The sequence below is a fragment of the Paenibacillus sp. N3.4 genome (assembly GCF_008017805.1).
Classification (GTDB): Bacteria; Bacillota; Bacilli; order Paenibacillales; family NBRC-103111; genus Paenibacillus_E.
Map to the genome: position 1 here is coordinate 43,732 of NZ_VRTT01000042.1, position 22,385 is coordinate 66,116.

Sequence of the window (22,385 nt, forward strand, 5' to 3'; positions counted from 1 at the left end):
CTTAGTTGGAGAAGACCATTTCGGTTTGGCAGCATGCCCCCATTACGCCTAGGAGGAATACCCACATGGATTTCGCATCAATCGGTCATATAGCCTCAACAATCAAACAAAATGTTGGCCAAGTCATCATCGGCAAGGAAGATATCGTCGAGCTGATGGTCATTGCCCTTATCGCTTCGGGACACATTCTGCTTGAAGATGTGCCCGGCACAGGAAAAACGCAGCTTGCGAAAGCTCTGGCTCGTTCCTTGGATGGCACCATGAAGCGTATCCAGTTCACGCCAGACTTATTACCATCCGATGTAAGCGGCATCAATTTCTTCAATCAAAAGCTTGGCGAATTCGAATTTCGCCCAGGCCCTTTATTCGCTCACATTGTCCTTGCTGATGAGATCAACCGCGCGACGCCGCGCACGCAGTCCAGCTTGCTGGAAAGCATGGAGGAGCGCCAAGTGAGCATCGACGGTGAAACGCGCATGCTTGAAGCGCCGTTTCTCGTGATTGCTACGCAGAACCCTGTAGAAAATCAGGGTACGTTTCCCCTGCCGGAAGCTCAGCTCGACCGCTTCCTGATGAAGATTTCCATGGGCTATCCCTCGGCAGCGGAGCAGCTTGAGATCTTAAAACGCTACCGGCTGCAAGATCCGTTGGATCTGCTGCAGCCGGTTGTGAATCGCGCTGAGCTGCTGGAAGCGCAGCGCTTGTTCACACAGGTGCGCGTCAGCGACGAACTGCTGTCCTACATCGTGCAGCTGGCTGAAGCGACCCGCACGCATCCGGATGCAGCGCTCGGTGTCAGCCCGCGCGGCGTTCGCGCCTTGATGAAGTCAGCACAGGTCTATGCAGCGCTGCGCGGACGCGACTATGTACTGCCGGATGACATCAAAGCGTTGGTCAAGCCCGTATGGGCGCATCGGATTATGCTGCGCACACGTTCGCGCCAGCAGGACCAGCAAATTCATACGATGCTGGCAAATATCCTTGCTGCTACCCCCGTCCCTACGGAAGTGAAGATGGGGTAGCCAATGGGAATAAGCTGGATTCTTATTATCGCTGCTGTTCTCTATGTTTTGCAGCATCAGGTCTTTACACGTTTAGGATTTCGTGGACTGCGGATGGAGCGAACCTTCAATAAAACCCACTGCCACGCAGGGGAAAACATCGAAATGATTGAAACCATCGTGAACAACAAACTGCTGCCCATACCATGGCTGCGGTTGGAATCAACGTTTCATGCCGGACTTCATTTTGCGAAGCAAACGAATTTGGAAGTGAGCAGCGGCGCGATTTCCCAAAATCACCGCAGCCTGTTCAGTCTGATGCCCTACACTCGAATTGTTCGCCGGCATCATATCCAGTGTGCAAAGCGAGGCTGGTACAAGCTCGAAACAGCTGCCGCTGCCATTGGTGACATTGTGGGCATTCCGGCTGTTTCCGCAACCCATCGGTTCCAATCGGAGCTCCTTGTCTACCCGCCGTTGGTCAATTATGAAGACATTCCGCTTCCATCCAGCCGATGGCAAGGGGATATTGTCGTGAAGCGATGGATCATGCCTGATCCCTTCATGACTTCGGGTGTGCGCGAATATCGTTACGGGGATACGATGAGCAGCATTCACTGGAAAGCTACGGCTCGCAGTCAGCGTCTCCAAGTGTTTAGCAGGGAATTCACAGCTGATCCACGGCTGCTCATTGTCGTAAATACACAGATCACCGAGACGATGTGGGATGCTGTGAGCGATCCTGAGCTTGTTGAAAAGGGACTCTCTTATGCAGCAACACTTGCAGATTATGCGATCAGCCAAGGCGTTCCTGTAGGTTTTGGGTTCAATGGATGGCGGCAAGATCAACCGGGCATTCCGGTATACCTTGCCCCCGAAGGAGGCTGGCCGCACTTGGACCGCCTATTCGAAACGATGGCTAAGCTTGCAGTATCTTGTTGCCGCTCCTGCAATGATTTCCTTGCTAACTGGGAAGAGCAGGATGGCTCCGCTGTGGACATTGTTCTCCTGACTGCCTTCGTCTCATCTGCCTTGCAAAGCCGCATCTCACAACTTGAAGCGATGGGGCACTCTGTCTATATCGTCCCTCTTGACCATCATCTTCTTACCTTCAACACAGAGGAGGTTGGCACTTCCCATGTCCGTACCCATGACACAACCACCTAATCTGATCCGTTATCTCAGGGGAACAGGCTGGATTCTCCTCTGGGCGAGCATCGAGCTTATTACCTTCTTTCCTCTGATCGTTCTGATTCAGGCCTTTTTGTCGGGAACACATCTCTGGCTGACATCTTTACAATTCCTGCTTTGTTATGCAATTGGCGCCGCAGGCGGCTATACGAATCGATTGACCCGTACTTTCTACGAATGGTTGTTTGGTTTAGCGGCAAGCTATGCCATTGCCTATCTGCTGCAAGGTAACAATTGGCATGGCTGGGCCCTTACCGTCATCGGCTTCCTGCTCGTTCGTCGAGGCATTCAATGGACCAAGGGCTCTTGGCTCTCGCTTTTTCCCATGTCAGCCTTCCTATTCGCCTTCTTTATCTATTTGACCGGTGTGCCCATTATGGGACGGTTCGTTGCCTTCCAACCCTACATGAGCTGGCTGCACGGATTAGGATTCATTACACTCATTCTCTTTTTCTTTGTCATGAACCGCTTCCAACTGCTAAGTGCCACATTAGCGCATAGAGAAAAAGCTGCCTCTTCCCTGTCTCAATCGGTTCAACGTTTAAATCGCATTTGGTTAATTGGATTCATTGCTTTGATTACACTAGTCGCCTTCTTTCAGCAATTGCAGCATGGGGTCATTTGGGTCATTCGTTCCGTATTAGGATGGCTGGTTAGTCTTATGCACTCAGAGCCACAAGCCGAGCAGCCTAAACCTAGCCCATCAGCTGTTCCACCGCTTCAGCTGGACGCTCCAAGTAGTGAGCCGGGCTGGTTCGCCAAGTTCCTGCACATCGTTGAAGTGATTGCTGTATATGCCATTGGCTTGGCTTTAATTGTTCTTGTCATTTATCTTATTTTTTCTAAGATTATTCCTTTATTGGCCTCGCTCATTCGACGCTTAATGAATCGTTCGCTCAGCAGCAAGCTGGATGATGCATCAGAAGGTTTCTCCGATGAGAAAGAAAGCTTGCTGGAGTGGAAGAACCTCCCTCGATTATGGTGGCAGCAAGCGAAGAAGACGTGGTCGAAGGAAAAGAAATCCGAGCTACGATGGACGCAATTGGAAAGCAATCGCGAACGGATCCGTTTTTTATACAAGAGGTTGATTCAGCAAGCCACAAGTGAGGGCTACACATATAAGCGCTCTTTGACACCCAACGAAACGGAACAGGATCTCAAAGCAAATAAACAACTCTCACAGCAAACCGTTCATGCCATTACCCAAGCCTATAATCAAGTCCGTTACGGCGATGTAGAAGTAACCGATTCACAGCTGAATGAGGTTCTACAAACGACGAACAAGCTATCGATCAAGTAAAAGCTGTCGAATCGTTCAAACACTTATGAAAATCAGTCACTTTTTTTCAAATAGCCGCATATACATAATTGTTTGAATACATTCGACTGAGGTGATTTGTGATGTTAGCAATAAAAACGGGTTGTGACAAAGAAGAAGTTATCCACACATTATGCGATATGGGGTTAGATCAAATCGCAAAATGGATTACCGTTTTACCTGAGGACAGGTGGGAAAATATGTTTCTTTCCATATGGCCAACACTTGCCAAAAAATGCGGCGTCTCCCGATAGCTGCTTTTACATAAACACAAAAAAATCAATCCCTCTACACGCTCTGTGGGCTTCTCGCATAGAGCGTCTTTTTTCACATATTTTACACATATCTAGATGAACCATAGGAATTCAAACGCTTTCACAGCAGGATTTTGGACGCTAACCATCGAATTTAATAAGGAATAATGATAAATAACCATGCTAACAAGATCAGCTTATTAGCAGCATTCAAAAGGAGGACATGTTGGTGAAGCCAGTCACAGTGAAAGATTTAGTTGAGCGCTTCTCGCTCGAAGTCCTTGCCGGACATTCTGAACTGCACCGCAAAATTACCAAAACAAAGGCACATCGCCCCGGTCTGGAATTTGTCGGGTATTTTGAATATTTTCCACAAGAGCATGTCCAGTTGTTAGGCAGAAAAGAGATCACTTACCTGCACAAGCTCAGCGAGAACGAAAGAAATCTCCATATCGGAAATATTGTCAAATATCACCCGCCTTGCTTCGTCGTGACGAGGAATCAGGAAGGGTTGAAATATTTAACCAAATATTGCGAGGAAGAGAAGATCCCTCTGCTGCGCACGACCGCTCCAACAAGTAAATTCCAGGATTTGGTTGACCTGTACTTAAGTAAGTCGCTCGCACAAGAAATTGCCGTTCATGGCGTATGTGTCAATGTCTCAGGGATCGGCATCCTGCTTCGCGGGAAGTCGGGGGTCGGTAAAAGCGAAACCGCACATACGCTAATTCGTAGGGGCCACCGTCTCGTTGCCGACGATATTGTCGTATTGAAAAAGATTAGCCCGGAGACGCTGCTTGGCACCCACAATGGGAAGACCAAAGAGTTTTTGGCCTTGCGGAGCATTGGACTGATCAATGTGTCGCGGCTCTACGGCCGTAAAGCCTTTCAGGATGAGACGCGCATCGTCCTTGATATCGAATTAACCAAATGGCAGGAAGACGCGCTCAACAATGATCTCGAGCTTGAACCTGCCTTTACGGAGTATATGGATATTAAAATTCCCCATATTGAAATCCAGCTCCAACCCGGAAGAGATGTCGCCGGACTCATTGAAGCGGCAGCTAATAGTTGGTATTTGCGCCAACAGGGCTACAGTGCTGCGGAGGAATTCATGCAGAGATTGCAAAGTAGCACAGACTAATCGGCAACCATCAGCAAGCCACCTTCATCATTTCGATGTCAGGGTGGCTTTTCATGCATTAACGTAAAAGCAAAGGTCACCGTCTTAAAGCGATATTTCCTCCCGAAAGCTGTTAGTGGAGGTGTATGAACATGCGCAAGAGATTAACAATAACCATTCTTTCTATCACCCTTATCGCTTTAATGCTTTGTGGGTGGACAGCCTTTGCGGCAACTTCATCCGGCACTTCGACTTCGACCTCAATCATGGGTGTATTCAAATCCATGCATGCAGACGGCACTCAGGTGACCGTAACCACAGATTCCGGCGGTGATCAGACGGTGCCTTTGGCCAAATCGGTATGGGTATACCGCAATGATCAAAAAGCCAGTTTATCTGACTTGAAATTGGGAGATCGCATCGAGTTAATCGTGAATAGCAAGCAGCAAGCCGCTTATGTGAAAGCTTCATCAGCGGATGCTGGAGCAGCAGCGAATGCAGCTGTTCCGGGGGCGACGGCGGTTTCCACTGCTACGATACCACCCACACCAGCCACACCAACGACGCCTGAGCCAACTAAAACTCCAATGGCTTCGACTAGTCCATCTATTCAGGAGTCCCCGCACTCCACAGCGGTATATCCGGATTTGAAGGATATTGACCTTACCATTGAGGGTAATCATTTCAACCTTCATCTTGGGCAAACGCTTGGAGCGGATGGCATCGTGTACGATCTCCGTATCAAGCCGGAAGATGCCGGTACGATCCATCTAAAAGGAGATCAGGCTGCCCTTTGGATCAAGAACTTTCTCGGATCCGTTGATCTCCAATCTGCCAACGCCGAGCAACAGCTGAGACGGAAAATCGCCGAACACTATGACATCGATGCCAGTAAGTTGAATGTTCAAATGAAGACACATTGGGAACAAACAGCCAAACAACAAAAACAAGAAGATTCAAATGAGGATGAAGATAACAACAGAGATAAGAAATCACAGAAACAAGAAGCCAAAAAAAAGAACGACAAGTCTCATAGTAAAAAACATGATGATTAACAAAATGCCGTCGATATCCTTGTTGGATGCCGACGGCATTTGTTTTATTTTTTCTTCCCCTTGCCATGCCCGTGATCAGCGGCTTTCTTCTCGTCCTTTGACGGGCGAGAAGAACCCGAGTCATCTGAAGCCGCGGGTACGGAAGGAGCCTGCACACTCGTGACGACGGGCATATCAAACAAAGCTACAGGCGTTTGCGATAAAGCGCGTGTCATGATTTCGCGAAACAAAACAGCCGGAACCGCCCCACCCGAGGTGGTCAAATAGTGCTCTTTGTCCGTATGGTCATACCCTACCCAAACAGCTGCCGTCAGTTCAGGGGTGTAACCAACGAACCAGGCGTCCTTGGCACTGCTCGTGCCTATGCCTTCAAATTCTTTCGTTGGCGGCAGTTGCGTTGTACCTGACTTTCCTGCAACAGGACGGTTCATAGCGGCATTCTTGCCTGTTCCCTGGGCCACCGCGACTTGCAGCATCGATGTCATGGCATAGGCGGTATCCGGCTGCATAACAGGCGTCCCCTTCTTACTGGCTTGCACAAGAATATGTCCACTGTTCGTTTCAATCTTAGTGATGGTGTGTGCTTCATGTAGAATCCCTTTGGCGGCAAAGGCACTGAATGCTTGTGCCATTTGGAGCGGCGATACCCCTTCCGACAGCCCACCAAGCGCAATGCCGAGTTGACGGTCCTGTGCAGGCAGCGGAATGCCTAACGATTTAAGAAAAGAGAGGCCGCGGTCAATCCCAAGCTCATGAAGGAGCCAAACAGCAGGTACATTCCAAGAAGAAACAACCGCCTCCTGCATGGACACTTGTCCTCGCGATTGATGGTCCCAATCCTCCGGCTGATAGCCATCGATGTTTAAGGGGCCATCATAAAGAACTGAGGCTGGCTTGTAGCCCATTTCAAGGGCAGGACCATAAACAGCAATGGGTTTAAATGTAGAGCCCGGCTGCCTTCGCAGCTGTGTGGCATGACTGAAACCACGGAACACGCCCTCTCCCCTCCCCCCAATCAGCGCACGGATTCCACCTGTTTGCTGATCTAAGATAACGGCGCCGCTCTGCACGAGCTGATCCGATTTGCTCTCAGGGAAAAAGCGATCATCCTTGTATACATCCCGAGCAGCATTCTGCACAGCAGGGTCCAACTCCGTTGTGATACGCAAACCACCCGTTAACAGTTGCTCTTCGGTAAAACCATATACATGAACAGCTTCATTGATGACCGCATCTACATAAGCGGGGTAGCGTCCTTTAAGATCATTTCCCTTGTCCGATTTAACGACTCCCAGAGCAGAAGCCTTTGCTTTCTCATAGTCCTGCTGTGTTATTTTACCCTCATTAAGCATGACTGAAAGGACTGTATTTCTTCGTTCAAGAGCCTGATCTTCATCCTGAAAGGGTGAATACCGACTTGGAGCCTTAGGCAGAGCAGCTAGAACCGCTGATTCAGACAAGCTTAAATCCTGCACATTTTTATTAAAATATGTTTTGGAAGCACTCTGCACGCCCCAACTGCCCTCGCCGAAATAAATACTGTTCAGGTACATGTCCAGAATCGCATCTTTTCCATAGGTTGTATCTATTTTAATCGCGTATGCAGCTTCTCTAAGTTTGCGACCCAATGTTTTGTCTGCGTTGAGAAATACATTCCTGGCTAACTGCTGAGTTATCGTGCTGGCCCCTTCTGAGTAACTGCCTCGCAGTACATCGCGAGCAACGGCCCGGAAGATCGATTTCATGTCGATCCCTTTATGATCATAAAACCTTCTATCCTCCACAGCCACTACCGCATCAGTCAACGTCTTCGGCATTTGCGACAAGGGCACGGGGTCCACCTTGGACGCAGATAACTGCGACGCCGCTTTACCGTACTTGTCGAGCACTAGCGTAGACTCTGGCAACGGCTGACTCAACTTCGAGACATCAAGCCTACTTACATATAAATAACCGGTCAGTAATAAAACCAGAAATCCTACAGCTGCAATAGCGCAACAAAGCTGCCAAAACCGTTTCCACTTCAAAAATAATCCGATCATCTTTCTGTCCTCCTCACTTTCGCTTATAGGTATTCGCAGGTTTCATGCCGTTAGCGACGCATAGAGGGGCGTTTCGATGTCCTTCAACGCAAAAAACCGAACGACTAAGTAGTCGCTCGGGTAGTTTATTGGATCTCATTTCATTTTAAGCAATGGAAGTCGGTGCCCCAAATATCGTCGTATATCCGGATATCTTACGCAATATACGCTCCGCTTCTTCATCACTCATGGAGCCATATCGTTCAACGGCAGCAACCATTTTGGGAAACAGATGGATGTCTCCTGCACTGGCAAAACCCGTTACACCAGGGAAAGATAGAACAAAGTGAACGCAGGCATCAATGATCTCTTGCTGATCAAAGGGCTCGTACCATGTCGCATAGGGGCGTTGTTCCCCTTCAACCCAAGGAGCTTTGGCAATCGCCTTAATAACCCTTACTGCCGCCTGCTTCTCGCTGGCCTCTTCCATCAAGGCATCGAACGCTTCCCGGTAATCCGGCAAACTGTACATGTAATAGTTAAGCGGCAATAACACCGTTGCAAATGGAAACCTCCGCAAGGCTTCTTTATGTACAATGGGCGCTTGATGGCCATGTCCCGTGATGCCAATTGCTTTAACAATACCCTCATCTTGAGCTTCGATTACCGCTTCCAGAGCGCCGCCTTTTTCCGTACAGCGATCTAATTCGTCCATAGAACCTACGGCATGCAATTGCAGCAGGTCCACAGAATCAACCCGCATACGTTCTAAGGAGCGATATATTTCTTCCTTGGCTTCCTTCTTGGTGCGCTGGCCTGTCTTCGTTGCGAGGAAAATATCGTTGCGAATTTGGCTAATTGTCGGGCCCATGCGCAGTTCGGCATCACCATAACTGGCAGCGGTATCAAAATGGTTAACACCATGCTGCAAAGCAAAGGAAATCGATGCATCCGCTTCTTCCTGTGTGACATTCCCTAAGCTTGCAGCTCCAAACATAACCACGGAGCTTTCATAATTTAAACGGCCAATTGTTCGTTTCAGCATCATCGAAACACTCCTTTATCAGTAAACCTCCCTACCACCTTAACATGTAGATCGCCAAGAAAAAAGTCCCTTCCTATCGCTGCCGCATCCATTGCAAAAAAAGAAGCTGCCTCCACCAGAATAATGGATGGAGTTCAGCTTCAGTTCATGTTCGTATTATTGTGCGGACCTGAGGAACCGTAATGCCGTATGCAACAATCTGCTGTAAGCTGTTAACAACTTGCGAGCCAATGGCAATCGGATCAACGGCTTCATGAGGGAGAGCCGCATGTCCGCCTTTTCCTCAAAGCTCTTATTTCATCCCGCTTAAAGCGATCCCTTTAATAATATGCTTTTGGAATATCAGAAACAGCAGAATCAGCGGCAGCACTGAAATCCAAGCACCTGTCATAACCTGTACCCAATTGCTATTCGTACTCGTCTCACTCGAGAAAAACGCAAGTCCAACCGGAATCGTGTAGTTCTCAGGCGTCATCGTCACAATTAATGGCCATATATAGGCATTCCAACTATTTAAGAAGGTTAAGAGACATAATGTCACTATCGCAGCTCTCACCTGCGGCAGGACAATAGTGAACCATATTCCAAACTCCCCCATACCGTCTATCCTTGCGGCATCCAGTAAATCCTGCGGCACAATTTCCATGAATTGTTTCATCAAAAAGATGCCAAACGCTGTAATAAAGGTAGGAAACAGCACACCTATATAATTATCGACCCACCCGACGCTGTTTCCTAATAGATACCAAGGGATAATTAACATTTCCGTTGGCACCATAAGCGTGCTTAAGATGAGAATAAAAATAAGTGATTTCCCGCGAAATGAGAATTTGGCTAAAATGTAACCTGCTAACGTATCAAAAAAGCAACCGTCAATGTCGTAAGTAAGGCAATCATCATACTGTTGATAAACCATTTATCAAACATCGTCTTCTGCCATATATCCGTCACATTCGCGAACGTTATGTGCTTCGGAATGAGCGAAAGGGAATAGATGTCCGTAGGATCTTTGAACGCCGTAGACAACATCCATAGAAATGGAAAAAGCATAAGGACGGTTCCGATCACCAACAGGGTATAACTAATACTCTTAGTGGCTATTTCTTTCTTGACCATCGGACTGCTTTACCTCCTAGTACTCCACTTTCTTGCTCAGCACCTTCAGCTGGATTAAGGACAAAATCAAAATGATCGCGAACAAAATAACCGTCGCAGCTGCTGCTTCCCCCATTTTATAGCTTTTAAAGCCAAGCTGATAAATATACAGCACCAAGGTTTTCGTTGAATTCAGCGGTCCACCAGCACCGGAGCCGCTCATATTTTTCACCTGTGTGAACGTCTGTAGAAAGCTGATCGTCGCAATCACAATGGAAAACACAATCGTCGAATTCAGTAGAGGCAGCGTGATCTTCCTGAATTTTTGCCACACGCCTGCCCCATCAATTTCTGCTGCTTCGTAGTAAAGCCTCGGAATACTTTCTAATCCTGTTGTGAAAACGAGCATTTGAAAGCCGATAGCCTGCCAGATCATCGCTCCAATAATCAGGTAAATAGCCTGGCTGGGCGAACCCAGAAATAATTGGGCAGGGAATCCAAGATCCACCAGCACATGGTTAACCACCCCATTAGGCATCAGAATCCAGCGAAATACCCAACTCACGGCAACAATGCTTGTAATATAGGGGATAAAATAAACCGTACGGAACAGGCCTCGCAAACGGATGACCTTTTGCAGAAGCAAGGCGACGATCAGGCCAACAATCAGTTGACCTGGGACACCTACTGCCACATATATAATCGTATTGCGCAGTGAATCTCGGAAATCTTTATCCAGAAACACGAATTTAAAATTGTCTAACCCTACAAAAGGCTTTGTCTCCGATAAAATATCCCACTCATGCAAACTAACATTAAAAGAATAAAAAATAGGCAATATTCGGATGAGCAGAAAGAAGAGAAGCGGCACCAACAAGCAGCCATATATGAACAGGTAGCGCTGATGGATATGCTTTAGCCTCATTTTTGTTTGCTCCAGTATTCGTCATAAAGCGCTTGGTTCTTCTTCACAAGTTCTTCAAAGGCGGTCTTCGCATCTGCTTTATTCAGAACAACTTTATCCGTTGCTTCAACAAAATTATCCCGCTCTTTCACTTCATCTACGAAGAAATGGGCATGCGCATCAGGCAACTGTTGGATGAATGCACCCAAAACCGGATCTTTGGCATATTTATCTTGCAGCGCTACATCTTTTTTGGCTGGAAGCTCACCTACTTTTTCTACCCACTTCTCTTCAACCTCTTTGCTTGTCAAAAATTTAAGGAACTCGGTCGCAGCTTCCAGCTTTTTGCCTGAAACCCCTTTGGTAATGGCATTTGCCCAATAAGAGGATTGTGTGGCTTTTGCTTTATAGGAAGGAAGAGGCGCTGTGCCAAAATTCAGGTTTGGAGCGTCCTTCTTGATGCCGCCAAGAACATTCGAACCATCAATCGTTATCGCTGCATAGCCTTTCTTAAAGGCATTAATGTCTGTTTCGTAGAAATCTTTTTGACCTACTTTATGTACAGCTGGAATGTCTGTCAGGAATTTGAACGCTTCAAGACCTGCCGGTGTGTCGTTCCATAAGTACTTTTTGCGGTCATCCGATGTATCCTTTCCACCTGCCTGATAAATAAGCGCATCCCGGTACCAATGGTGAATTTGGGAGTTTGGCTGCCAAGTCACGCCTTCAACAACCAGTTGACCTTTGTCATCTCTTTGCGTCAGTTTCTTGGCATACTCAATTAATTCGTCCCAAGTGGCTGGGGCTTTATTCGGGTCCAGACCCGCTTTCTTGAACAAATCCTTATTGTAATAAAGCGCGAGCGTACGAACAGCCGTAGGCACAGCCCAATACTTGCCATTCAATTTGCCCGCTTCCACGACTGGAAAGAAGTCTTGCTTCAGATCCGCTTCTGAGAAGCCCTTCTCTGGCAATGGCTGAATATAGCCGGCTTGCACATATTTAGGAATCCAACCATAGTAAAGATTAATGATATCGGGCCCTTTCCCTGCAGGTACCAGTGTTGCTACCTTCTGATTGTAGTCATCGTAAGGGAAGTTTGTTTGCTTCACCGTAATGTTCGGATGCAGCTTCTGGAATTCAGGAATCAACTCATTCACCAGATCCACTTTGCTGGAAACGTATATTGCCAATACTCAATCGTAACAGGTTCATCTGCTTTGGCTGTTGATGCAGCAGCAGGCGAGGCCGAGTTCTTTGCTGCTGCTGTTGAAGACGGTGCCGGTTGTGAAGAACTCGAGCATCCTGTAAGGGCTACTAAGAACACGAGAAGAAAGATAAATACCGTTAATCCTTTAGCACGTAAACCTTTATTTGTCATTGTTTGATCTCCCTTTTGTTTTCAATCTGTATTTGCAATAATCTTCTGGCATTATTTCCGAAAATAAGCTCAATATCGCTTTCAGGCAGTCGAATATCTCGACATACACGGACTTGATCCTGTAGATAGCGATGCGCGTAGCCTCGGGGAAAATTGCTGGAATCCGTGCCAAAAACGATACGTTTCGGACCAAGCAGCTCATAGGTCTTGCGGAATAACGTTTCCAGCGTTAAATCATAGGGCATCCAGCGAATCCACTGATTCGAACCGGATGTATCCACATGCACATTCGGGCAGCTCCAGCATAATTGCAGCAGTTCCTTGAAATATCCTGCTCCAAAATGCGGGATGATGAATGGAATGTCTGGAAAAGCATGTGCGACATTAAAAATGGAAAGAGGATTGATGTTCTGATGCTCAACAATACCGCCCGAGTGCCCCAATACACCGAAGTGGATCAGAATAGGCAGCTTGCGGCTGGCCGCAAACTCCCAAACCGGTGTCAATTTCGGATCGTGAAACGGCGTATTGACGAGAGGACCGAACAATTTGTAGCCACGCAGTCCTAATTCGTCTACCGCTCTGCGCAGCTCTTCAGCTGCATCCTCTCTCTCTATAGAGTGATGCGCGAAGCCGGTGAATCGATCGGGAAACTGCTTGATTTGCTGAGCTAGATCATCGTTATCTTGAGCCGTCAGAAAATTCAAACCGGCAATATCATACCTATCCAATTCATCGATCCATCGTTCAATAAGCGGTTTAGTCACAGTACCCTCTTCTACCTTTACTGGTTTCGGAAAATCCCACGTCAACCGCATACGCTCCGACCGTTCCCGTCCATACTGATCTGTTAATTCATTTCGATTAATAAAATGGATCGGATAAGGTAAATGACCATGAATATCAAATACGCGAAAGGTTCCAGAGAACATCCAATTCACCTTCCTTTCTTCATTCTGACTGAGGGATATACGTTATCGTCAGCGACCAAAAGCCGGTATCAAAACCGCTTCTGCATAAGTCTTGCCTGGAAAGACAGAGCCTTCATCCTTCAAAATGTGTTCACGGCTGCTCATTGTAGAGTCTCCTCCCGACCTGTTAGGACCGACATCCCCTGATAAACAGAAAAAACCCGAGATGCGCATCCTAACGTGCGGTCTCCGGTTTACCGGTCAACTTAAATATGATTTTGTTTGTGTAATCAACTGGTTCATGTTCTACTTCGACTGTGATTTGGTGAGTATGAGTTCACCCTTAATCTCTTGCGGATATTTTAATAGATTAAAGATTGGACATACACGTTCGATTTCTTGGTACAGCGTCGCAATCGTTTCTTCCGATTCGTCGGATACAATATGAAGTTGGTACGCAAGATGATGAGGATACACAGGTATATGTTCGTAACCCTCTTTCCCCGCAAGCGGATGTAATTCTCCAGATACTTCAACCTCAATGGACTCAAGCGAAATACCACGCAAAGCCGCTTGTATGAGTGTTATATGGGTCAAGCAGCTTCCAAGAACACCTAGCTGAAGCTCTGGAGAGCTGGGACCTAGGTCATATCCGGCGAAATCTGTCGGGCTGTCACTGATGACTTGAAAATTGCGAATCCGAATTTCCCTAACACCGCTTCGTCCGAGCACTTTAGCTTTTGCATAGTAACGATCCGATGGTAAATTAGGCGTTTGTTTCGCTTTCGCCTGTCTCTTTAGTGCCGCTTCTTTTTTTTGAACTAAATATTCATTTAAGGTACTCAGCTGGATTCCCTCCCCATATTTTCCGAAAAATTAAACCGATTTATTCACTAGGAATAATATGAATTTATGTTAACATTGATATTCTAATGCGTCAATAACTTTTCCATTATTTTGTATCACAAAAAAATAACCCATCCCTTCCAATGACGGAGGGATCGGCTTTAAATACTTTTAGAATGACTTCGCGGCTATTAATAAGTCGCTCCTTGCAAGAACTTCACTCTTTCGCCCATGGGGGGAATTTCATTGCCATCCACGATTACTTCAACGACGAATGGGCCGCCGTGAGAAAGCCATTCTTGCACCTTATTCTTCTGTAAATCAGCTAACGAGCTTACCTCTGCATACGGTAATCCAAGCGAACGAGCAACACCGGCGATGCTCACGCGATCTTGGGAGAAGTCATCCAGACAGCGCTTGTATTGCAACATATGACCATGATACACCATGCCAAGACGAGCATTATTGATAACTACGAAAAGAATGGGCAGTTGATATTCCTTCGCGGTAAGTACCTCCATACCATGCATGAAAAAGCAACCATCGCCTGTCACGCAGATTGTCGGTCTGGACGGCTCTGCTAACTGTGCGCCTAAGGAACCGCCGATTCCTGAGCCCATCCCTCCAAAGTTAATATCAATATCGAATTCTTGTCCACTCTCGATCAACAAATTCTGAATCGAGTAGGTCATGAATTCGCCAATGTCCAAGAAGAAACGCGCATTTTTAGGAGCCGTCGCACTTAACTGACGGATCGCTGACAATGTATTCCATGAGTCGCCGGCTGTCTCCGAAGCCGCTGCTACTTCTGCTGACCCTTCTTCATAGGCGTTCCATATTTGAGATGCTTCTTGACCCTTCTCAGCAAGCTGCGCTGATAGTTCTGCTATGACCAGCTTGATTTCTCCATGAACAGGGTATAGCGTTTCGTAGCATTTCCCTAATTCATTCTGATCATAATCAATATGAATGAGCTCTTTACCTGCAACCAAACGTGGTTCCCAGTTGCTTGTGGCCAATTCGCCTAGACTGGAGCCCATAATTAATAACACATCATACTCATTACTGTTCAGGTACTCGCTTGCTTGAATATTTGCCGATAAACCATACACACCCAAAGATAAAGGATGATCTTCAGGGAATGCCCCTTTACCACGAGGCGTTGTCGCAACCTTCCACCCGATCGTTTGTGCAAATGGCACGATGCTGTCGGATGCTGCTTTAGCACCGTTCCCCAACAAAATTGCGCCACGACGTCCAGCCGCTTTTATCCGATTAGCCGCTTTGTTTACTGCGATCTGATCGATGACGGGCTGCTGAATCTCAGGCAAAGACGGAAGTTCTCTGTCGCCGATATCTGTCATTTGAATATCTATCGGTATGGCTAGATGAACAGGACCGGGAACACCGCTTATTGCCGTGCAATAAGCCTCTGCCAAGATGTCTGGCAGCTGATTAGCATCCATAATCGTTCTGCTCATCTTGGTAATCGACGCGAAGATCGGTTCCGCATAAAGTTCCTGCGCACCACCCTTGCCGAGCTTTGTGGAGGGTACTGATCCTGTAATGAAAATAACGGGCAGCTTCTGCTTCCAAGCATTTGCAGCCGGCGTAACCAGGTTCGTCGCCCCCGGTCCACTGGAGGCTACACAAATCGATGGAAGACCTGTAATTCTTGTATACGCACCAGCCATGTAGCCTGAGCTGTTTTCATGCTTCGCTACGATCGGTTTGAGCTCAGGAATATCTAGAAGCGCATCATAGATCGCATTGATCGAACCTGCCGGTATACCAAACACATATTTGACACCCTGTTGAACCAGAAATCTTAATCCAATCTCAATGGCGCGCATCTTATTCCCTCTCTTCTTTAGGCAACGTGAATTTAAAGCTTGAGCCTTGACCTTCATTGCTTTCGAACCAAATCCGTCCGCCGTGCAGTTCAATTAATTGCTTAGAAATCGCTAGCCCAAGACCTGTTCCGTTGATTTGATTGTTGGCTTGATAGAACTTGGTGAAAATATTTTTTTGCTTCTCCATTGGAATACCGATTCCGTTATCCTGCACTTCAACCATTAACGAATCATTATGATAAAGCGTTTTTATCGTGATTGCACCCAATGGCGGCGTAAATTTAATCGCGTTGGAAAGTAAATTCAATAAGATTTGTAAGATCCGCTGCTTATCCACTCTAATAACGGTATTCATATCCGCATCGGATTCAACAATCAGATTCAGCTTCTTTTTATTAATAAGCGATTGGACAATGCCAACGGATTCTTTGATAATATCTTTGAAATCCGCTTCGGTGTATACCAATTCGAACTTACCGTTCTCCATTTTGGCGAAATCCAACAATTCGTTTACTTGATCCAATAAACGTTCGATGGATTTTCCCGCAATATCAAGCAAATCTCGCTGCGACTCGTTCAGCTCACCCAGAATTCCTTTGCTCAGAATATCGACCGATCCTTTCACAGCCGTGATTGGCGTTCGCAGCTCATGGGAAAGTGTCGCGATAAAATCGCTTTTTAATTCATTCAGATGTTCTAATTCTCTCACAAGACCCTCAAGCTTGAAGTTAGCATGCTGCAGCTCAATCGAGCGCTCATTAACCGAATGGTCCAAAGATTCTGTATGAATAGCATTGGATAACGCTGTTGCTGTGGCATCTGAAATCGATTGGCAGAACTCCAATAAGCTTGCTTCATATTTCCTTTGTTTGCCGATGGATGGAATCGCAACAACACCATATACACTGCCTTTGGCAACCAGCGGGAAGACCATAATGCTTTTAATATTAAAAGAGACAAAAGCCTTGTGATTCGGACGCGGATCATTATAAACATCTTCAATGGCTGCTGATTTCTTTTCCGTAATCACTTCGTACAGCAATCGATCGTTTTCGATAGTCAGCTTCACTTCTCTGTGCTTAAACTTCCACTCGTCCACTGTTACATTCACAGATGACAATTGATACGGCTCTATCGTATGTTCCTTCTCGTTATACAAATGGATGCCAATATCCTTGGAGCCGCTAGCCTTGCGCATATAGTGAAAGAATGTATTTAGCACATCCTTAACCGATAGGGACTCAGACAAAGCTTTCGTCGCGTCCAGAAGCAACTGCTGCTTCTCCATCAGAAGTTGACGTTGTTCGAACATGCGAATGTTGCGAATGGCTACACTGGCCATATTGACAAATGCTTCCGTTACTTCCCTTTGCTCTTGGGTAATATTCATCGGCTTACCAAAATCATGGACGAAAACAAGTCCAAAAACATCCTTATCCACAATGACAGGAATACCTAGTATCGATTTAATTTTTAATAAATTGCGCTTGGACTGATCCAAACGAAGGTCCGTACTCGTATCAGAAATATAATCGCTCGATTGATGGCGAAGAATATCTCTCACAAAAGCATCTTCCTTCGGGTCAATAAGCAATTCCGTAATATCTACAGGCAATTTATTGCCCTTATATCCTTGGAATGTACCATCAGGTTGTTTGAGGAAAAAACCGACTAAATCTGCCTGAGTAATCTCTCCTGCTATTGCATCAACAAAAACTTGCAAAATTTCTGACATTTCGAATTGCGAGTTAATGACTTTCGTCATTTGAAACAACTTTTGAAAGCTTTTTAATTCCATAACCATCGTCCACCCATTCTCCTTTAGTTAGCGTATCTTTATTTGATGTCTTCCACTATTTTTGGCTCCCAGAAGAGCGGAATCAGCTTGCGAAATCATGTGCTCAAAAGAAGTTGGGTCAAAGTTGCTCGTTAATCCTATACTGACTGAAAATTTTTGTTGTTTTTGCGGAGCAAGGCTAACCTTCAGGTTGTCGACAGCTTTACTGATTCTATCTGCTATTTCCAATGCGGATGAAGCGTCTTCCAGTAGGACTAAATATTCGTCTCCGCCGTAACGAAAGGCAAGATCCTTTTCAGAGGAGATTTGTGACAAGATCGTATTGGCTACTTCCTTTAACACTTGATCGCCAACCAGATGACCATAATTATCATTAATGTCCTTAAAGTAATCCATATCCACCATCATCGCAGCCTGGAATATTTTGGTTCCTTCTTCGATCATGCGAATCGTGATATCCAAGTAAGCCCGATTGTATAGGCCGGTAAGGGCATCGACATAGACCAGCTTCGCTAATTTTTTGTTGTCCTTTCTCAAGCTTTTTAGCTTCGCTTTTTGATGTAGTGCGATTTCGACCTTTCTTTCCAGGACATCCAGATCAAAAGGCTTGGTCAAATAGTCGAAGGCCCCTAATCTCAAACCATGCAAAATATCTTCTTTCTGCGCGTTGGCTGATAAGAAAATAATCGGAATATCAAAATCACACTGTGACGTTAACTGTCTACAGATTTCAAAGCCTGTAATTTCCGGCATCATCACATCGAGTAGAATCAGATCAGGTGCTTTATCCTTCACCATTTGAATAGCTTCTTTACCATCCTCGACCGTAAAAATTTCATGTTCTAACGAATTCAAAAAAATGCGAAGTATGTTTAAATTATGAGGTTCGTCGTCGATGATAAGAATACGACCGTTCATTAATTAATCCCAGCTTTCATCTCTAAAGTAAATGCCCTTTACCTTCTAGCTATTCATCTGCATCTGCTCATCGATGATACTTAAAAAAATCTGTACCAAATTTTCATCAAACTGCTTGCCTGCATGAATAAGCAATTGTTCCTTGACCTCATGAACATGCAGCGAATCTCGATACACCCGCGTAGAAGTCATGGCATCAAAAGCATCTGCCAAACTAACAATACGCACGAGCAGCGGAATGTCCTTTCCATGAAGCTGGTCCGGATAACCGGTCCCATCCATCCGTTCATGATGCCATCTAACGATAGGCAGCAAATCCTCGACCTCGACATCAGGAAGATCCTTCAACAACTTATATCCAATCACTGGGTGCTGACGAATCACATTGAATTCTTCATCTGTCAGCCTTCCGGGTTTCATTAAGATATGATCCGGGATTGCAATTTTACCAATATCGTGCAAAAGAGCTCCTAACTTCAATGTCTCAATATCTACCTCATTCAACCCCGCTCTCGCCCCCAGCAGAGATGAATAAAAGGCTACATTATAGCAATGATCTACCGTAAAGCTATCTTTCATCCGCAATGTGTTGAACAGATTTTCGTACGTTTTCTGCTTAAGGACTTGCCTTCGAAACTGGATTTTTTTAATTAATTGTTCCATATGAAGCTTAATGACTGTGCACATCTGCAGTTGTTCATTCGATAACTCAACATCGCTTAGAAAGGAAAACAATAGCGCCCCATATGAGGGTCCGTGTTTGATATGAAACCCATAGATGGATTGATATTTGGTCAGTTTCAAATAATCTCTCAGGTTTCCGCTTGCATTGTGCATCGATAAAGAAGAACCTTCGGGGATATTGGCAAAGTACTGTATGTCCACTACGATATTTTGCAATTGTTCCATCACGGCTGTACTAATATTAACCGAATAAGAGGCTGGTGTATTCTGATGTTTTTCGTCAATAAGAAAGAGAGAAATATGCTCACAGCCAATTGTTTTCTTGGCTATATCACTCAATTGTCCGATGGATTCGAAAATTGAATCAGAATTTATCACATTCTTAAAAAATAACGAATTCTGCATAGCTGTTACCTCTTATTCTTAATCAAGTAAATGCTTAACTTTAATCAGTACTAGTTCTTCTTTAATTGGAGAATATCCTTTTTTATTAATAATATTTTACAGAAATTTATCATAATTTAACTAAGAAAGATTGCATTCGTCTTATTTCGACAGGATCGGCTTGCTGTGTTGACACATCTTGTCGAAAACCAAAAAGACTCGAAGCCGCTAATTAGTACGCCTCAAGTCTTTATTCGCTTTGTAAAGATTTCTTGCCTCTATCCGGAAGTTACACGCTTGGCTTCTTTCATGCTGCTAACCTTCATAGATACTGCCGCTCCAAGCAACGCTACACCGGTAATCAGAAAGACGAATTGGATGCCAATCCATCCTCCAAGGAGACCACCTAACATAGGTCCTGCCATCATACCGAACTGGCTCGATGTTTGGTTTAAGCTGATGGCCCTACCACGAAACTCAGCCTCCGAATACTTAACTATAAGAGCATTCAGAGCGGGATATACAGCTGCAAAAAACAGTCCATAGCTGAACCGCAAAACACCAAACGCAATAAGATTATGGGCTCCTAATTGTAAGAGGTTTCCGATACCTCCACCTATTAATCCAATGTATAGCGTTTTGTCATAGCCGATTCGCTGCCCAATTATCCCCCAACGAGACCCCATAATAACTGTGGCCACGCCGACTGCTGAGAAAATTATGCCTGAGCTCAGTGAAGCGCCCTTAGCACTCCCTCCAATTTCAATCACATAAAGAGTCAAGAGCGGTTCTAAAATCATAACAGACGTCGCCACTAATAGCGTCATGCCAAAAACCCATACCAATTGCTTATTGCCCGCAGCTTGTTTCAAATCCTTAAAAACACTAGGCCGAGCCCCTTTCGGTTTCTCGTGAACTTCTTTCACCCCTACTAAAGCAATAGCGGCAGAAATCAGCATGATGCAGCCAGAGACCATAAAGCATTCTCGTGTTCCTACCCAATGACTAAGTACACCTCCGACTAACGGGCCAAGAATACCCCCTGCTGCCGTAGCCGTTGACATGACACCCAAAGCATAACCTACTTGTTTATCCGGTGTATTCGTTCCCACTAAAGCAATTGCTGCTGGAATGAACCCTGCCATAAGACCTTGTAGAATTCTAACAATAATAAAGATATAAGGATCGTGTACAAAAAAAGTAATAAAATACACCACGCTTAGGCTAAGACCTGATCGGATAAGCATCGGTTTTCTGCCATATTTATCAGCTAAAGAACCCCAGTACGGAGCAATCAAAGCACTCGCAAGAAAACCAACTGAGAAGGTTACCCCAGACCAAATCTCCAACCTACTATGAATACCTAGATCTTCTTGTAAAAAAAGCGGAATAAAAGGGATTGAAAGCGTGTAGGCCATCCCACAAAAAAATACACCAATCCATAAAATGAACAGATTACGTTTCCAACGGAATTCCATGCTGTCACCACCTTGTTGTTTCATTAGTTGCACATGCCACTAAATTTACCATTGTATTCTGAACCATGTCAAATAAACCATTGATAGATTTTCTTTATACAAAGGTTTAATTTTAAATCCAAAATAAACAGAACTCCTTTCGGTGTTCCATAGGACAACAAAAAAAGCATAATCAGTGCAGCTATTCCGCTGTCTGACTATGCTTTTCTATTCTATCGGGACGACACGATTTGAACATGCGACCCCCTGCTCCCAAAGCAGGTGCTCTACCAAGCTGAGCTACGTCCCGACATGATGTTTTGTTAAAAAAATGGCGCGCCTGAGAGATTCGAACTCCCGACCTTTTGATTCGTAGTCAAATACTCTATCCAGCTGAGCTAAGGGCGCTTAAAAAATGGAGCGGAAGACGGGGATCGAACCCGCGACCCTCGCCTTGGCAAGGCGATGCTCTACCGCTGAGCCACTTCCGCATAGGGATCCCCAAGAAGTATAGTACTCCTTGGGGATGATATGCGCGTAGAGGGACTTGAACCCCCACGGTCGCCCGCTAGATCCTAAGTCTAGTGCGTCTGCCAATTCCGCCATACGCGCATAGTGTAAATAAGGCAAATGGTGAGTCATGTAGGATTCGAACCTACGACACCCTGATTAAAAGTCAGGTGCTCTACCAACTGAGCTAATGACTCTAATCATTGGTTGCGGGGGCAGGATTTGAACCTGCGGCCTTCGGGTTATGAGCCCGACGAGCTACCGGGCTGCTCCACCCCGCGTCATTAGTTAAATCTACATACTCATTCTCTCCATCGAGAGGTAAAACAATACCTGTAAAAAGGTACCTGCTTGGCAACGTTCTACTCTCCCAGAACCCTGCGGTTCAAGTACCATCGACGCTGGAGGGCTTAACGGTCGTGTTCGAGATGGGAACGCGTGGGTCCCCTCCGCCATCATCACCAAACAGTCAAAGCGTGGTTTGCGCCTTGAAAACTAGATACGAAACGTTGCGTAAAGTTAGATTTGCTTAGGAATTTTGGTTAAGCCCTCGACCGATTAGTATTCGTCAGCTGCATACGTTGCCGCACTTCCACCTCGAACCTATCAACCTCGTCGTCTACAAGGGGTCTTACA

General features: G+C 45.8%; 19 protein-coding genes, 6 tRNA genes and 2 rRNA genes. 5 read left to right on the plus strand and 22 right to left on the minus strand.

All coding sequences use genetic code 11. The features are described 5' to 3' along the window. Positions 1-65 precede the first annotated feature (65 nt). The 5 genes from FU659_RS20515 to FU659_RS20535 all read left to right on the plus strand — a co-directional run bounded on the left by FU659_RS20515 (position 66) and on the right by FU659_RS20535 (position 5,942). Positions 66-1,022, plus strand: coding sequence for an AAA family ATPase (locus FU659_RS20515; RefSeq protein ID WP_147949274.1), 957 nt, complete (start codon positions 66-68; stop codon positions 1,020-1,022). A 3-nt stretch (positions 1,023-1,025) separates the two neighbouring features. Beyond that, the gene (locus FU659_RS20520; protein WP_147949275.1) at positions 1,026-2,168 is read left to right on the plus strand and encodes a DUF58 domain-containing protein; all 1,143 of its coding nucleotides are present in this window, start codon (positions 1,026-1,028) and stop codon (positions 2,166-2,168) included. Further along, positions 2,140-3,492 (plus strand): DUF4129 domain-containing protein, encoded by a 1,353-nt coding sequence (locus tag FU659_RS20525; protein ID WP_147949276.1) that lies wholly within the window; start codon positions 2,140-2,142, stop codon positions 3,490-3,492. Before FU659_RS20520 ends, FU659_RS20525 begins: the two co-directional genes overlap by 29 nt. A gap of 501 nt (positions 3,493-3,993) precedes the next feature. Then, positions 3,994-4,908, plus strand: a complete 915-nt coding sequence (hprK, locus tag FU659_RS20530) for an HPr(Ser) kinase/phosphatase (protein ID WP_147949277.1) — start codon at positions 3,994-3,996, stop codon at positions 4,906-4,908. A gap of 131 nt (positions 4,909-5,039) precedes the next feature. Next, entirely contained in the window at positions 5,040-5,942 is a 903-nt protein-coding gene (locus tag FU659_RS20535) for a hypothetical protein (RefSeq protein ID WP_147949278.1), read from the plus strand. Between the two features lie 44 nt (positions 5,943-5,986). On the opposite strand, the gene FU659_RS20540 is transcribed toward FU659_RS20535, so the two are convergent. The 22 genes from FU659_RS20540 to FU659_RS20640 form a co-directional block, all read right to left on the minus strand. Next, positions 5,987-7,984, minus strand: coding sequence for a transglycosylase domain-containing protein (locus FU659_RS20540; protein WP_147949279.1), 1,998 nt, complete (start codon positions 7,982-7,984; stop codon positions 5,987-5,989). A 145-nt stretch (positions 7,985-8,129) separates the two neighbouring features. Next, on the minus strand, positions 8,130-9,011 hold the full coding sequence (locus FU659_RS20545) for an aldo/keto reductase (RefSeq protein WP_261807947.1): 882 nt from the start codon (positions 9,009-9,011) through the stop codon (positions 8,130-8,132). Between the two features lie 289 nt (positions 9,012-9,300). Then, positions 9,301-9,924 (minus strand): carbohydrate ABC transporter permease, encoded by a 624-nt coding sequence (locus FU659_RS37410; protein WP_397356160.1) that lies wholly within the window; start codon positions 9,922-9,924, stop codon positions 9,301-9,303. After that, complete coding sequence (locus tag FU659_RS37415) at positions 9,858-10,124, minus strand: ABC transporter permease family protein (protein WP_147949280.1); 267 nt, start codon at positions 10,122-10,124, stop codon at positions 9,858-9,860. The genes FU659_RS37410 and FU659_RS37415 overlap by 67 nt, the downstream gene beginning before the upstream one ends. Positions 10,125-10,140: 16 nt before the next feature. After that, positions 10,141-11,028: a carbohydrate ABC transporter permease gene (locus tag FU659_RS20560; protein WP_147949281.1), complete on the minus strand. Its 888-nt coding sequence runs from the start codon at positions 11,026-11,028 to the stop codon at positions 10,141-10,143. Then, complete coding sequence (locus FU659_RS20565) at positions 11,025-12,176, minus strand: sugar ABC transporter substrate-binding protein (RefSeq protein ID WP_261807948.1); 1,152 nt, start codon at positions 12,174-12,176, stop codon at positions 11,025-11,027. Before FU659_RS20565 ends, FU659_RS20560 begins: the two co-directional genes overlap by 4 nt. After that, positions 12,164-12,388 (minus strand): hypothetical protein, encoded by a 225-nt coding sequence (locus FU659_RS37420; protein ID WP_261807949.1) that lies wholly within the window; start codon positions 12,386-12,388, stop codon positions 12,164-12,166. Before FU659_RS37420 ends, FU659_RS20565 begins: the two co-directional genes overlap by 13 nt. Next, the gene (locus FU659_RS20570; RefSeq protein ID WP_147949282.1) at positions 12,385-13,320 is read right to left on the minus strand and encodes an amidohydrolase family protein; all 936 of its coding nucleotides are present in this window, start codon (positions 13,318-13,320) and stop codon (positions 12,385-12,387) included. The genes FU659_RS37420 and FU659_RS20570 overlap by 4 nt, the downstream gene beginning before the upstream one ends. Before the next feature lie 285 nt (positions 13,321-13,605). Continuing rightward, complete coding sequence (locus tag FU659_RS20575; protein ID WP_315971341.1) at positions 13,606-14,031, minus strand: OsmC family protein; 426 nt, start codon at positions 14,029-14,031, stop codon at positions 13,606-13,608. A 305-nt stretch (positions 14,032-14,336) separates the two neighbouring features. Beyond that, entirely contained in the window at positions 14,337-15,998 is a 1,662-nt protein-coding gene (locus FU659_RS20580) for a thiamine pyrophosphate-binding protein (RefSeq protein ID WP_187274287.1), read from the minus strand. Between the two features lies 1 nt (position 15,999). After that, on the minus strand, positions 16,000-17,796 hold the full coding sequence (locus FU659_RS20585) for a GAF domain-containing sensor histidine kinase (protein ID WP_222708594.1): 1,797 nt from the start codon (positions 17,794-17,796) through the stop codon (positions 16,000-16,002). A gap of 27 nt (positions 17,797-17,823) precedes the next feature. Continuing rightward, a complete protein-coding gene (locus FU659_RS20590) occupies positions 17,824-18,714 on the minus strand; it encodes a GGDEF domain-containing response regulator (protein WP_147949286.1) in 891 nt (296 codons plus the stop codon). Positions 18,715-18,759: 45 nt separating this feature from the next. Continuing rightward, positions 18,760-19,803: an HD-GYP domain-containing protein gene (locus FU659_RS20595; RefSeq protein ID WP_147949287.1), complete on the minus strand. Its 1,044-nt coding sequence runs from the start codon at positions 19,801-19,803 to the stop codon at positions 18,760-18,762. 257 nt (positions 19,804-20,060) lie between these two features. Then, positions 20,061-21,260, minus strand: coding sequence for an MFS transporter (locus FU659_RS20600; RefSeq protein WP_147949288.1), 1,200 nt, complete (start codon positions 21,258-21,260; stop codon positions 20,061-20,063). 215 nt (positions 21,261-21,475) lie between these two features. Beyond that, a tRNA-Pro gene (locus tag FU659_RS20605) sits at positions 21,476-21,549 on the minus strand. A gap of 22 nt (positions 21,550-21,571) precedes the next feature. After that, positions 21,572-21,647: transfer RNA gene (locus FU659_RS20610), tRNA-Arg, on the minus strand. A gap of 8 nt (positions 21,648-21,655) precedes the next feature. Beyond that, positions 21,656-21,730 (minus strand) — tRNA-Gly (locus FU659_RS20615). Between the two features lie 41 nt (positions 21,731-21,771). Next, positions 21,772-21,851: transfer RNA gene (locus tag FU659_RS20620), tRNA-Leu, on the minus strand. A 19-nt stretch (positions 21,852-21,870) separates the two neighbouring features. Beyond that, positions 21,871-21,946: transfer RNA gene (locus FU659_RS20625), tRNA-Lys, on the minus strand. Positions 21,947-21,953: 7 nt separating this feature from the next. Continuing rightward, positions 21,954-22,030 (minus strand) — tRNA-Met (locus FU659_RS20630). A 68-nt stretch (positions 22,031-22,098) separates the two neighbouring features. Beyond that, positions 22,099-22,215 (minus strand): 5S ribosomal RNA (gene rrf, locus FU659_RS20635). A 72-nt stretch (positions 22,216-22,287) separates the two neighbouring features. Then, positions 22,288-22,385: ribosomal RNA gene (locus FU659_RS20640) — 23S ribosomal RNA — on the minus strand; the annotation flags it as partial.